Origin of the sequence: Enterobacter cloacae complex sp. 382A5, assembly GCF_050031095.1 — a bacterium.
Lineage (GTDB): Bacteria > Pseudomonadota > Gammaproteobacteria > Enterobacterales > Enterobacteriaceae > Enterobacter > Enterobacter cloacae.
The window spans coordinates 2,435,156-2,448,198 of sequence record NZ_JBLGVK010000001.1 but is presented as its reverse complement, the minus strand read 5'-3'; the positions used below and the strand labels follow the sequence as shown (position 1 = coordinate 2,448,198).

Annotated in this window: 14 protein-coding genes; 10 read left to right on the top strand and 4 right to left on the bottom strand. The window is 55.0% G+C overall.

Annotation, left to right across the window (positions count from 1 at the left end; all coding sequences use genetic code 11):
• The first annotated feature begins 179 nt into the window (after nt 1-179).
• The gene (locus ACQG2G_RS11565; protein WP_013096465.1) at nt 180-446 is read left to right on the top strand and encodes a putative hemolysin; all 267 of its coding nucleotides are present in this window, start codon (nt 180-182) and stop codon (nt 444-446) included.
• On the opposite strand, the gene hslJ is transcribed toward ACQG2G_RS11565, so the two are convergent.
• The 4 genes from hslJ to ACQG2G_RS11545 form a co-directional block, all read right to left on the bottom strand.
• Complete coding sequence (gene hslJ, locus ACQG2G_RS11560; protein WP_013096466.1) at nt 447-884, bottom strand: heat shock protein HslJ; 438 nt, start codon at nt 882-884, stop codon at nt 447-449.
• A gap of 127 nt (nt 885-1,011) precedes the next feature.
• Entirely contained in the window at nt 1,012-1,140 is a 129-nt protein-coding gene (locus ACQG2G_RS11555; RefSeq protein ID WP_013096467.1) for a DUF2474 domain-containing protein, read from the bottom strand.
• The gene (gene cydB, locus ACQG2G_RS11550; protein ID WP_020689186.1) at nt 1,140-2,150 is read right to left on the bottom strand and encodes a cytochrome d ubiquinol oxidase subunit II; all 1,011 of its coding nucleotides are present in this window, start codon (nt 2,148-2,150) and stop codon (nt 1,140-1,142) included. Before cydB ends, ACQG2G_RS11555 begins: the two co-directional genes overlap by 1 nt.
• On the bottom strand, nt 2,150-3,550 hold the full coding sequence (locus tag ACQG2G_RS11545; RefSeq protein ID WP_061771775.1) for a cytochrome ubiquinol oxidase subunit I: 1,401 nt from the start codon (nt 3,548-3,550) through the stop codon (nt 2,150-2,152). Before ACQG2G_RS11545 ends, cydB begins: the two co-directional genes overlap by 1 nt.
• A 393-nt stretch (nt 3,551-3,943) precedes the next feature.
• Here ACQG2G_RS11545 and ACQG2G_RS11540 point away from each other — a divergent pair, with 393 nt between their 5' ends.
• The 9 genes from ACQG2G_RS11540 to ACQG2G_RS11500 all read left to right on the top strand — a co-directional run bounded on the left by ACQG2G_RS11540 (nt 3,944) and on the right by ACQG2G_RS11500 (nt 13,028).
• On the top strand, nt 3,944-4,132 hold the full coding sequence (locus tag ACQG2G_RS11540) for a hypothetical protein (protein WP_020689184.1): 189 nt from the start codon (nt 3,944-3,946) through the stop codon (nt 4,130-4,132).
• Between the two features lie 82 nt (nt 4,133-4,214).
• The gene (locus ACQG2G_RS11535) at nt 4,215-5,624 is read left to right on the top strand and encodes a PLP-dependent aminotransferase family protein (RefSeq protein WP_248078562.1); all 1,410 of its coding nucleotides are present in this window, start codon (nt 4,215-4,217) and stop codon (nt 5,622-5,624) included.
• A 273-nt stretch (nt 5,625-5,897) separates the two neighbouring features.
• A complete protein-coding gene (gene ydcS, locus ACQG2G_RS11530) occupies nt 5,898-7,043 on the top strand; it encodes a putative ABC transporter substrate-binding protein YdcS (RefSeq protein WP_014832084.1) in 1,146 nt (381 codons plus the stop codon).
• Between the two features lie 17 nt (nt 7,044-7,060).
• Nucleotides 7,061-8,074: an ABC transporter ATP-binding protein gene (locus ACQG2G_RS11525; protein ID WP_061771777.1), complete on the top strand. Its 1,014-nt coding sequence runs from the start codon at nt 7,061-7,063 to the stop codon at nt 8,072-8,074.
• A 1-nt stretch (nt 8,075) separates the two neighbouring features.
• Entirely contained in the window at nt 8,076-9,020 is a 945-nt protein-coding gene (locus tag ACQG2G_RS11520; protein WP_061771778.1) for an ABC transporter permease, read from the top strand.
• On the top strand, nt 9,010-9,816 hold the full coding sequence (locus ACQG2G_RS11515; protein ID WP_061771779.1) for an ABC transporter permease: 807 nt from the start codon (nt 9,010-9,012) through the stop codon (nt 9,814-9,816). The genes ACQG2G_RS11520 and ACQG2G_RS11515 overlap by 11 nt, the downstream gene beginning before the upstream one ends.
• 24 nt (nt 9,817-9,840) lie before the next feature.
• Complete coding sequence (gene patD, locus ACQG2G_RS11510) at nt 9,841-11,265, top strand: aminobutyraldehyde dehydrogenase (protein WP_061771780.1); 1,425 nt, start codon at nt 9,841-9,843, stop codon at nt 11,263-11,265.
• A 747-nt stretch (nt 11,266-12,012) separates the two neighbouring features.
• Nucleotides 12,013-12,186 (top strand): GhoT/OrtT family toxin, encoded by a 174-nt coding sequence (locus ACQG2G_RS11505; RefSeq protein WP_013096478.1) that lies wholly within the window; start codon nt 12,013-12,015, stop codon nt 12,184-12,186.
• 86 nt (nt 12,187-12,272) lie between these two features.
• Nucleotides 12,273-13,028, top strand: a complete 756-nt coding sequence (locus tag ACQG2G_RS11500; protein ID WP_061771782.1) for an alpha/beta fold hydrolase — start codon at nt 12,273-12,275, stop codon at nt 13,026-13,028.
• Nucleotides 13,029-13,043 lie beyond the last annotated feature (15 nt).

The window sequence follows — 13,043 nt, the reverse complement described above, 5'->3', positions numbered from 1 at the left end:
TGCGATTTTCGCATTTGTGTCCTCGGTATTCTCACCATCAATGAGTAGATCAAACTTTAGGTGAAAAAATTGCGAGAAATTGTTTCAGCAGCGCATAAATACGCACTTCCGCTCTCGACGGCACGGGATGTGATGCCTATTATGCATAGGTTTCGCATTATTCATGGGGGAGAGAGAGCATGCGTTCAGCGTTTTGGGTAGGGTGTGCCGCGTTATTGCTGTCGGCCTGTAGTAACGAACCTGTTCAGCAGGCCACGGCGGCACACGTGACGCCGGGAATGAAAGCCGCGATGTCCAGTTCTGGACAAGCCAACTGCGCGATGATTGGTGGCTCACTGTCGGTTGCCCGCCAGCTCGATGGCTCTGCGATCGGGATGTGCGCCTTGCCAAACGGCAAACGCTGCAGTGAACAGTCGCTTGCCGTTGGATCCTGCGGTAGCTACTGATTATTCAGCGCGTTTAAACATCAGCGTTTTGTCGGCTGTCGCCAGCGTTAACTGGTCTTCAGTCAGGTCGACCTGCGCCCCTTTGCGCAGCATGTCGCCGATGGCCTGATCCAGCTCGTTCAACTGTGGTTCGGTACAGAGTTTGCGCGTCATGGCCAGCCCTTTAACCTTAAGTTCCCCTTCGGACAATTTTCCCTGTCCGTTGAAGCGGTTACACATCACGCCGGAAATGCTGATGTTATTAACCAGGCTGATATCGGGCAACGCGCTAAAACTGATCTCAGGTTGCGTTGTCGTGGCCTTCACGGCTTTCCCGTCCACATTTTCCAGCACAAAGCGGTGGTTCTTAAGCTGCTCCGGCTGAACAGACGCTTTACCCGGATTAACGCAGCCGGAGAGGACAAGACTGATAACACTTAACGCAATGAGTTTTTTCATTTTTCTTCTCGAACTATAAATACTGTGAATCATTTACCAGTGTAACGATACGCTGGCGTGCGTTAATGGGGTTTATCTGAAAGTGCGGGAAGAAGACCGGGCAACGCAGCGGTTGCCCGGGACAAGATCAGTGAGATTTAAACCCGGCGGCCGTCATCAGCATGCGGAAGAACATACTGACAGCCGCCAGCGCCAGTACGCTGCCGCCCCAGATAATGGCCAGCCACAGCAATCGTTTCCAGACAGGCTGTTGCATCAGTGATAACCCTCCCCATGCTGTACTTTTCCGCGAAATACGTAGTAACTCCAGAAGGTGTAGACCAGAATCACGGGAATGATCAACAACGCACCTACCAGCATAAAGCCCTGACTTTGTGTCGGCGCGGCCGCCTGCCACAGGGTGATCGACGGTGGAATAATATGCGGCCAGATGCTGATCCCAAGCCCGCTAAAGCCGAGAAAAATAAGCCCCAGCGTCAGGATAAATGGCCGGTTATGGCTTTGCCGATTATTCAGGCAGCGCCACAGATACAGACTCAGCAGGACGACCAGAGCCGGAACCGGCAACAGGTAAAACAGGTTCGGCAGCGTAAACCAGCGCGCGGCGATGGCCGGGTGCGCCAGCGGGGTCCAGAGACTGATCGCCGCGATAACGGCCAGCAGCACAATTAAGAGCGTTTTAGAAACTTCGCGCATCCGCTGTTGCAGGGCATTTTCACTTTTCATCACCAGCCAGGTGGCGCCCAGCAGCGCATAGGCCACCACCAGACCCGCGCCACAGAACAGGTTAAACGCGGTAAACCAGTCAAAGGGACCGCCGGTATAGGCACGCCCGGTGACGGCAAACCCGTTTATGACGGCACCCACCGTCACGCCCTGGGTAAACGTCGCCAGAAGTGAACCGCCAATAAAGGCTTTATCCCAGAACGGACGGTGCGCTGGCGTTGCTTTAAAACGAAACTCAAACGCCACGCCACGAAAAATAAGACCGATCAGCATTAATGTCAGCGGAATGGTGAGGGCATCGATAATCACCGCGTAGGCCAGCGGAAAGGCACCGAAGAGGGCAGCGCCACCCAGCACCAGCCAGGTTTCATTCCCGTCCCAGACCGGGGCGACGCTGTTGACCATCACATCGCGATCGTCCGGGTTTTGCGTCATCGGGAACAGAATGCCGATCCCCAGATCAAAACCGTCCATCACGATATACATCAGCGTCGCGAAGACGATGATGACAAACCAGATAATGGAAAGATCGATACCCATTATGGCTGCTCCTTATTGCCAGTGGTAACTGCGGAAAGCGGGCGTGCCGGACGTCCATCGGCCTCGGTGGCGAACGATTCGTGAGGCTGAGGTCCTTTTTTAATCAGACGCACCATATAGCTGTAACCGACGCCGAAGACCGAAGTGTAAACGACGAAGAAAGCCAGCAAACTGACGCTCATATGCAGATCGCCATGGGCGGATACCGCATCCCGGGTACGTTGAAGCCCATAGACGACCCACGGCTGGCGTCCTACTTCGGTGGTCACCCATCCGGCCAGTATGGCGATCAACCCTGAAGGCCCCATCAGCAGGGCAAACCACAGGAAGGGGCGCGAGGTGTAAACACGCTTTTTATAGCGCAACCAGAGCGCCACCACGCCGAGCAGCAGCATCAGCATGCCTAAGCCCGCCATAATGCGGAACGACCAGAAGACAATGGTGGAATTTGGACGATCTTCCTTCGGGAACTCCTTGAGCGCCGGAACCTGTTTATCCAGACTGTGCGTCAGGATAAGGCTGCCAAGAGCGGGGATCTTAAGGCCAAAGCGGGTGCGCTCCAGTTCCATATCCGGCCAGCCAAACAGCAGTAGCGGGGTAGGTTCCCCCGGTGGGTTTTCCCAGTGCCCCTCAATGGCGGCGATTTTGGCAGGCTGATGCTTTAAGGTATTCAGCCCATGCATATCACCGACCATTGCCTGGATGGGGGCCACAATCAGGGTCATCCACAGCGCCATAGAAAACATAGCGCGGATGGCAGGCGTATTGTTTCCGCGCAGCAGATGCCATGCCGCCGATGCGCCAACAAACAGGGCGCTACTGAGGAAGGCGGCTATCGACATATGCAGCAGACGATATGGGAAGGAGGGGTTAAAGACCACGGCAAACCAGTCTACCGGGACGACCTGCCCGTTGACGATCTCATAGCCCTGTGGGGTCTGCATCCAGCTATTGGAGGAGAGGATCCAGAAGGTGGAGATAATTGTCCCCAGCGCCACCATACAGGTGGCGAAGAAGTGCAGCCCAGGCCCGACTTTATTCCAGCCGAACAGCATCACGCCGAGGAATCCGGCCTCAAGGAAAAAGGCGGTCAGCACTTCATAGGTCAGAAGTGGGCCGGTAATGCTGCCCGCAAACTGCGAAAATCCACTCCAGTTAGTGCCAAACTGATACGCCATCACCAGCCCGGAGACCACGCCCATGCCAAAGTTAACGGCAAAAATCCTGGACCAGAAGTGGTACAGCGAGCGCCAGATCGGATTTTTTGTTTTCAGCCACAGCCCTTCAAGCACAGCAAGATAGCTTGCCAGGCCGATAGTGATTGCCGGGAAAATAATGTGGAAGGATACGGTAAAGGCAAACTGTATCCGTGCAAGGTGAAAAGCATCTAAACCAAACATGCACAGCCTCAATGTCAAACGGTGTGCTGTTATGGTACAGAGGCGCAGATCAGACTATCAGACGCAGAAACGCGAAATTTAACCATAACAGTTGGCAAAAAAACTCCCGCTTTTTCCATCTGATATACTTCCTTATAGGGCATAAAAATATTTTTTTAATGAATTTTATGCATTAAACCGCTTGCTTTGTCGTCGGCACCGTGCGTTAATGGTCTTCTGGTTTTGAGTCCAAATAAATATCTGACGTAGTTTTATAAAGCAGTTCTCATCACGTTGTGCCTCTCCGCAGCCTCTCTTGGGTCTTTATCTACATTCCGATTAGTTTTGTTTCAAACCATTATCGCCTGATCGGCTCATGAGTAATTTACGTTTTTACGTTTACAGGAGAATCCTATGACTTCTTATATCCATTTTCGCTGCCCATGCTGTCATGGCTCGCAGTACCGTACTTCAGCCTTTGATGTGTCTGAGAAAAATCCCTTCGGCGCAAAATGCATCTTTTGCAAATCGCCAATGATTACACTCGACCATCTGGCCGCGGCGCGTCTCGCACACAATCATGTGACCGAGTACCGTAAGTAATTCATTTCTTAAACCATAACAGTTAGCAAAATCTTCTCTTTTTCTCCTGCTGATATACACTGTCGGCAATAAGGAGAATCTGATGAAAAAATACCAGCGTCTGGCGCAACAAATTATCTCGCAGATTGAGCTTGGCGTATGGTTGCCGGGCGATAAGCTGCCTTCTCTGCGAGAGCAGGTGGCGAGCAGCGGCATGAGTTTTATGACCGTGGGCCACGCGTATCAGATGCTGGAAAGTCAGGGGCGCATTGTCGCCAGACCGCAGTCGGGCTATTACGTTGCCTCGCGCCCGACCGCACAACAGCCAGCGCCACCTGCACAGGTCATGCGCGACGAAGCGGTGGACATCAACACCTATATCTTCGACGTTCTGCAGGCCAGCCGTGACCCGTCGGTTGTTCCTTTCGCTTCCGCCTTTCCCGACCCGCGTCTTTTCCCGCTTCAGCAACTCAACCGCTCGCTGGCGAACGTCAGCAAAACCGCGACGGCGATGAGCGTGATTGAAAACCTGCCGCCGGGTAATGTCGATTTGCGCCACGCCATTGCCCGCCGCTATGCACAGCAGGGGATGAACATCTCACCGGAGGAGATCGTGATCACCGCAGGCGCGCTCGAAGCGCTGAACTTGAGTCTCCAGGCGGTGACCGAGCCGGGGGACTGGGTGATTGTCGAAAACCCCTGTTTCTACGGCGCGCTGCAGGCGCTGGAACGCCTGAAGTTGAAGGCCCTGTCGATTGCGACAGACGTGCGCGAGGGAATCGATCTCAATGCCCTTGAACAGGCGCTGAATGACTACCCGGTCAAGGCCTGCTGGATAATGACCAACAGTCAAAATCCGCTTGGCTTTACGCTCAGCCCGGAGAAAAAAGCGCAGCTTGTGGCGCTGCTGACGAAGCACAACGTCACGCTGATTGAAGATGATGTCTACAGCGAGCTCTATTTCGGCCGTGAAAAGCCGCTCCCGGCGAAAGCATGGGATCGTCAGGACATGACGCTGCACTGCTCCTCGTTTTCGAAATGTCTGGTGGCCGGTTTTCGTATCGGCTGGGTAGCGGCGGGTAAACATGCGCGACGCATTCAGCAGCTTCAGCTGATGAGCACGCTCTCTACCAGTTCCCCGATGCAGCTGGCGCTGGTGGATTACCTGGCGACCAAACGCTACGACGCCCATCTTCGCCGCCTGCGACGTACGCTGGCCGAGCGTAAACAGCAGGCGTGGCAGTCACTTTTGCGCCATATGCCGCCGGGCATCAAAATCCATCATAACGATAGCGGCTACTTTTTGTGGCTGGAGCTTCCGGCACAGCTGGATGCAGGACTGTTAAGCGAACAGGCGTTACGCCATCACATCAGTATTGCCCCAGGCAAGATGTTTTCCACCTCAGATGTCTGGACACCTTTTTTCCGTTTTAATACCTCCTGGGCATGGGGAGAGCGGGAAGAGCAGGCCGTTATTCAGTTAGGGAAATTAATCAGCAGCATGTTGAAATAACGATTCCGGCCTCTCGCTAAATAATCATTGCTTATCTTTTTGCCGCCGCGGCGACCATTTTGCCGCGTCGCATCATACGAAATCTGCATACCACCTCTCACGCCTAACCCCTTGTCTATAATCCAGTTAACGGGGAATGCGCCCTCGGTCACACCTTGATGAAATTTCCTTAAGCCGCACGGTGCGGGGCATTTGCGCGGTCTACGTTTAATGAGGGAGATATTTTTACGGCACGGCTGCCGCTAAATTTTCATTGCGACTGGAGTAATGTTTATGAGCAAAAAATTTGCCCGCAGCAGCCTGTGTGCGCTTGGTATGGCCATAATGACCGCGCAAGCCGCCGAGCCACCGAAAGCGATTGGCGACGGAGAGGGTCGGCTGGATATTATTGCCTGGCCGGGTTACATCGAGCGGGGACAAACGGATAAAAACTATGACTGGGTAACCCAGTTTGAAAAAGAGACCGGCTGTGCGGTAAACGTTAAAACCGCCGCCACGTCGGACGAGATGGTGAGCCTGATGGCGAAAGGCGGGTATGACCTGGTCACCGCGTCAGGAGATGCGTCGCTCCGTCTGATTATGGGCAAACGCGTTCAGCCGATTAACCCGGAACTCATCCCCAACTGGAAAACCCTCGACCCGCGCCTCGTTAAAGGTGAATGGTTTAACGTGGGCGGCAACGTCTACGGCACGCCGTATCAGTGGGGGCCAAACCTGCTGATGTACAACACCAAAACCTTCCCGACACCGCCGGACAGCTGGAGCGTGGTGTTTGTAAAACAGGACTTACCGGACGGTAAAACCAACCAGGGACGCGTGCAGGCCTATGATGGTCCGATTTACATTGCCGATGCGGCGCTGTTTGTGAAGGCCACTCAACCCCAGTTGGGTATTAACGACCCCTACCAGCTGACGGAAGAACAGTACGCTGCGGTTCTGAAAGTGCTACGCGATCAGCACGCCCTGATCCACCGCTACTGGCATGACACCACCGTACAGATGAGTGACTTTAAGAATGAAGGCGTGGTGGCGTCCAGCGCCTGGCCATACCAGGCGAATGCCCTGAAAGCCGAAAACCAGCCGATCGCGACCGTCTTCCCGAAAGAGGGCGTCACGGGCTGGGCAGACACCACTATGCTTCACGCGCAGGCAAAACACCCGATGTGTGCTTACAAATGGATGAACTGGTCGCTGACGCCAAAAGTGCAGGGCGATCTGGCGGCGTGGTTTGGCTCTCTGCCGGTGGTGGCGCAAGGGTGTAAGGCCAGTACGCTGCTGGGTGAGAAAGGCTGTGAAACCAACGGTTACGACGCTTTTGACAAAATCAAGTTCTGGAAAACCCCGATCGCCGAAGGCGGCAAATATGTGCCTTACAGCCGCTGGACGCAGGATTACATCGCCATCATGGGTGGCCGTTAATCATCCGGGAGCAGAACATGACGTACGCGGTAGAGTTTAATGACGTTTCCCGTCTGTACGGCGACGTACGGGCGGTGGATGGGGTGAGCATTGCCATTCGTGACGGGGAGTTTTTCTCCATGCTGGGGCCGTCGGGCTCCGGCAAAACCACCTGCCTTCGGCTGATCGCCGGTTTTGAACAACTCTCCGGCGGGGCGATCACAATCTTCGGTAAAGAAGCGAGTGAGCTTCCTCCGTGGGAGCGAGACGTCAATACGGTGTTCCAGGACTACGCGCTGTTTCCGCATATGTCGATTCTCGATAACGTCGCTTACGGGCTGATGGTCAAAGGCATCGACAAGAAAAAACGCCATGCACTGGCGCAGGAGGCGCTGGAAAAGGTCGGGCTGAGCTTTGCCATTGCGCGCAAGCCGTCGCAGCTTTCCGGCGGCCAGCGTCAGCGCGTTGCCATTGCGCGTGCGCTGGTCAATGAACCCCGCGTGCTGTTGCTGGATGAACCGCTGGGGGCGCTCGATCTGAAACTGCGTGAACAGATGCAGGTCGAGCTGAAAAAACTACAACAGGCACTCGGGATCACCTTTATTTTTGTGACCCACGATCAGGGGGAAGCCCTGTCAATGTCCGACCGGGTCGCCGTTTTCAACAACGGACGCATTGAGCAGGTGGATACCCCGCGTGAGCTATACATGCGGCCGCGTACGCCGTTCGTGGCCAGTTTTGTCGGCACCTCGAACGTTTTCGATGCGGCACTGGCGCAGAAAGTGTGCGGCATGGAGGGTGCTTATTCGCTTCGACCGGAACATATCCGACTCAATGAGAGCGGTGAGGTTCAGGTTGAAGGCGTGGTTCAGGCTGTCCAGTATCAGGGGGCGGCAACGCGCCTGGAGCTGAAACTTGCCGGGGGGGCAAAACTGCTGGTGAGCCAGGCCAATCTCAGCGCGAACACACTGCACACCGGTGTTGAGCCGGGGCAGGCGGTGCTGGCGTCATGGTCGCGCGACGCCATGATCCGCCTGCATGAGGAAGGGTGAAATGGCGATGAGCGTCTTACATCCTCCCGCACCGCGCGGTACCCTAAGCCGCATGACCGCGCACTTCTGGCGCAAACCGTCGCTGGGGATATTCCTGCTTCTGCTGGCACCGCTAATGTGGTTTGGCATCGTCTATCTGGGATCGCTCCTTACGCTGCTGTGGCAGGGCTTTTATACCTTTGATGACTTCACCATGTCGGTTACGCCGGACCTGACGCTGGCGAACATTCAGGCACTTTTTAACCCGGCAAACTACGACATTATTATCCGTACGCTGGTGATGGCGATTGCGGTCACCCTCGCCAGCGCCATTCTGGCCTTCCCGATGGCCTGGTATATGGCGCGTTACAGCAGCGGCAAATGGAAAGCGTTCTTCTATATTGCCGTTATGCTACCGATGTGGGCGAGCTATATCGTCAAAGCGTACGCGTGGACGCTACTGCTGGCGAAAGATGGCGTAGCGCAGTGGTTTCTCAGCCATCTGGGGCTGGAGCCGATCCTGGTCTCTGTTCTGACGCTCCCGGCGATTGGCGGGAACACGTTATCGACCTCCGGGCTGGGGCGGTTTCTGGTCTTTGTCTACATCTGGCTGCCGTTTATGATCCTGCCCGTGCAGGCGGCGCTGGAACGGCTGCCTGCCTCGTTGTTGCAGGCCTCTGCCGATCTCGGCGCGCGTCCGCGTCAGACCTTTCGTTATGTTGTTCTGCCGCTGGCGATCCCGGGTATCGCGGCGGGCTCGATATTTACCTTCTCTCTGACGCTCGGTGATTTTATCGTGCCACAGCTGGTAGGGCCGCCTGGCTATTTCATTGGCAATATGGTCTATGCCCAGCAGGGGGCCATCGGCAATATGCCCATGGCTGCCGCCTTTACCCTGGTGCCGATTGTGCTTATCTCGCTTTATTTGGCGTTCGTGAAACGTCTGGGAGCATTCGATGCACTCTGAACGCGCACCGTTGTTCCTGAAAGTGGCCGCCTGGGGCGGGGTGATCTTTCTCCACTTCCCCCTGCTGATTATTGCCATCTACGCTTTTAATACTGAGGACGCGGCCTTCAGCTTCCCGCCGCAGGGGCTGACGTTGAAGTGGTTTAGCGTGGCGGCGGGGCGTGGCGACATCATCGATTCCGTGACGTTGTCACTTAAAATCGCGACGTTAGCGACGGCTATTGCCCTGGTACTTGGCACGCTTGCTGCAGCGGCGCTGTGGCGTAGCGCGTTTTTTGGCAAAAACGCCATTTCGCTGTTGCTGCTGTTACCGATAGCGCTGCCGGGCATCATCACCGGTCTGGCGCTGCTGACCGCTTTCAAAACCATCACTCTGGAACCTGGTTTTTTTACCATCGTTGTCGGACACGCCACGTTCTGCGTGGTGGTGGTGTTTAACAATGTGATTGCCCGGTTCCGACGCACCTCCTGGAGCCTGGTTGAAGCGTCGATGGATTTAGGGGCCGATGGCTGGCAAACCTTCCGTTACGTGGTCCTGCCCAATCTTGGGTCAGCGCTGCTGGCCGGGGGCATGCTGGCGTTTGCTCTGTCGTTTGACGAAATTATCGTCACAACCTTTACCGCGGGACACGAGCGCACGTTACCGCTGTGGTTGCTTAACCAGCTCGGACGTCCGCGTGACGTGCCGGTCACCAACGTGGTCGCACTGCTGGTGATGCTGGTGACAACCTTCCCCATTCTGGGAGCCTGGTGGCTAACCCGCGACGGCGAGCACAGCGCCGGGAGCGGGAAATAACATTGATTTCAACGGGACAATGCTATGCAAAAACGACTGCTGATTAATGGTGAACTGGTGAGCGGCGAGGGGGAAAAACAGCCGGTCTATAACCCTGCCACCGGAGAGGTTCTGCTGGAGATTGCTGAAGCGTCTGCCGCGCAGGTCGACGCGGCCGTGCAGGCAGCCGATCGGGCATTCGCACAGTGGGGGCAAACCACGCCCAAAGCGCGTGCCGAATGCCTGCTGAAACTGGCTGACGTTATTGAAGCGCATGCCGACGAGTTTGCCAGACTCGAATCCCTGAACTGCGGTAAGCCGCTGCACTGCGCGCTGGGTGATGAGATCCCCGCGGTGGTCGATGTGTTTCGGTTCTTTGCTGGCGCGGCCCGCTGCCTGAACGGACTGGCGGCGGGTGAGTATCTGGACGGGCATACTTCGATGATCCGCCGCGATCCGGTCGGGGTTGTCGCCTCCATCGCCCCCTGGAACTACCCGCTGATGATGGCGGCGTGGAAGCTGGCACCTGCGCTGGCCGCCGGGAACAGCGTGGTCATCAAGCCTTCTGAGATTACGCCGCTGACCGCCTTAAAACTGGCCGAACTGGCGAAGGATATTTTCCCGGCTGGCGTGCTGAACGTGCTGTTCGGGCGCGGAAAAACGGTAGGCGATCCGCTGACCGGGCATGAGAAAGTGCGCATGGTGTCACTCACCGGCTCAATTGCAACCGGGGAGCACATCATTGGCCATACCGCCTCATCCATAAAACGTACCCACATGGAGCTGGGCGGCAAGGCACCGGTTATCGTCTTTGATGACGCCGATCTGGATGCGGTCGTCGAGGGCGTGCGGACGTTTGGTTTCTACAATGCCGGGCAGGACTGCACTGCGGCCTGCCGGATTTATGCCCAGAAGGGCATTTATGCTGCGCTGGTGGAAAAACTGGGCGCAGCGGTGGCCAGCCTGAAGATGGGGGCGCCGGAAGAGGCCTCTACCGAGCTGGGGCCGCTGAGCTCGCAAGCGCATCTGTCGCGCGTCTGCCAGGCTGTGGAGGAGGCCAAAGCGCTCAGCCATATCCGCGTGGTGACGGGCGGCAGTAAAAAAGAGGGGGCGGGTTACTACTTCCAGGCAACCCTGCTGGCCGGTGCAAAACAGGAAGATGCCATTGTGCAACGTGAAGTCTTTGGCCCGGTGGTGAGCATCACTGAATTTGACGACGAAGAACAGGTGCTGGCTTGGGCTAACGATTCACAATATGGCCTGGCCTCGTCCGTCTGGACCCGGGATGTGGGGCGCGCTCACCGGCTGAGTGCGCGTCTGCAATACGGCTGCACCTGGGTGAATACCCATTTTATGCTGGTAAGCGAAATGCCACACGGCGGCATGAAGTTATCCGGTTACGGAAAAGATATGTCGGTGTACGGGCTTGAGGATTATACCGTTGTCCGGCATGTGATGATAAAACACTAATATGCAGTTAAGAGGCTGTAATATATTGAAAATATATTGCAGCCGCTTGCTTGTGGGCCACTGAAGTTAAAATTAGTGCTCAGCAGAGCTGCCTGGTTGATGATTATGCCATCCTGACTGGAATTGGATAAACATGTGTAATAATGGCCCAAAACGGCAACTGGAATGACAGGTAATGGGATTTCAATATTGGTTCACGGTATGTGCAATTTTTCTGACCTGCCCCTTAATGCTTGTTCAGTCGATTATCTTTTTGCGACGAGGTGTCTACACTAAAACCTTCAAGGGAACGATGCGAAAGGAATATATACACAAAGACACTAAACCTATTGAATACTGGTTTAACGTTATTGCTCAAATAATGATAAGTGCTGCAGTACTTGGTTTAGGCTTCTGGTTATTAGATGACCTACCTGCCTTTCATAATTGGCACACTGAAATCCGCGCAATGCTTCCTTTTTAATTCACCATTGAAAAGATGCCAAACCTCGCTCAAGCGGGGTTTTTTGTTGCCTGGAGATAACCATGGGCATCGAAGCCAGAGGGATTAAAGAGTCAACTGCAATCTTGATCTTGTCATGCATGGTTTTCGAAGACGGATCCTTGTCAGGGCATAGTTGTAACGCAATATACTCATTTGTTATTAGCCTTAATATTTAAGTGGTTATTGTGTAACGAAAAAACTTGATCTGTGTCAACATATGACGCATATTGCGTGCGGTTATTTTTTCGGCTCTGGAATACAGAATGACGTTGTATCAAAAGATGTTGGTTTTTTACGCAATCATGGCTTCTATCTGCGCATTAATCACCTGGTTCCTGTCTAAAGATCGTAAACGCATCCGCCTGCTCAGCGCGTTTCTGGTAGGGTCGACCTGGCCGATGAGCTTCCCCGTTGCGCTGCTGGTCTCGCTTTTCTGAAGCACGCTTCCATTTTTAAACGATGAACATGGCATTCCCGTCACGGTAACTGTATAAATACACAGTGCATCGTAAAAGGAGTGCTTATGAACAGTTTTTACTCGCAACATGCAGGTTGCACCGTCCGCTGGCATGATTTGCCCGGCACCGGCGATCTCGTCGTCTTCATCCATGGATTGGGCTGCGCCTCTTCCTATGAATATCCCCGCGTCGTTCGTGACCCTCAGTTTGGCGGGGGCAGAACGATTCTCATCGATTTACCCGGCAGCGGTTACAGCGATAAGCCTGAGCACTACAGCTACAAAACTACCGATCAGGCCCGTGTTGTGGCTGAACTGATGGATCATCTGAAGCTCGATGCCTTCTGGCTGTACGGTCACAGCATGGGCGGAAGCATCGCCATTGAAGCGGCGGGGTTGCTGGTACCGCGTGTTAAAGGGCTGATAGTGTCGGAACCCAATTTTCATGCCGGGGGTGGGATGTTCAGCCGCTCGATTGCCGCACAAACGGAACAGCAGTTTCTGGAGCAGGGATATCAGGCCATGCTCCGAGCAGAAGAAACGGCGTGGGCCGGGTGCCTCCAAAGTAATGCCCCTTATGCTGTCTGGCGCGGCGCGTCGAGCCTGGTGGCGGGCGTTGAACCAGACTGGGAAACGCAATTTCTGTCTCTGCCTTGCCCGGTGACGTTGATTTTCGGCGAGCTCTCTTTGCCGGATGACGATGTGGAGCGTCTGAAGCAGAAGGGCGTTGAGGTCAAAATCATCCCTGCTGCGGGGCACTCCATGTCGTGGGAAAACCCGTCGGCACTGGCGCAGACGTTAGCGGAGTGTATGGCGGCGTGATTATCGTTGCGGAAT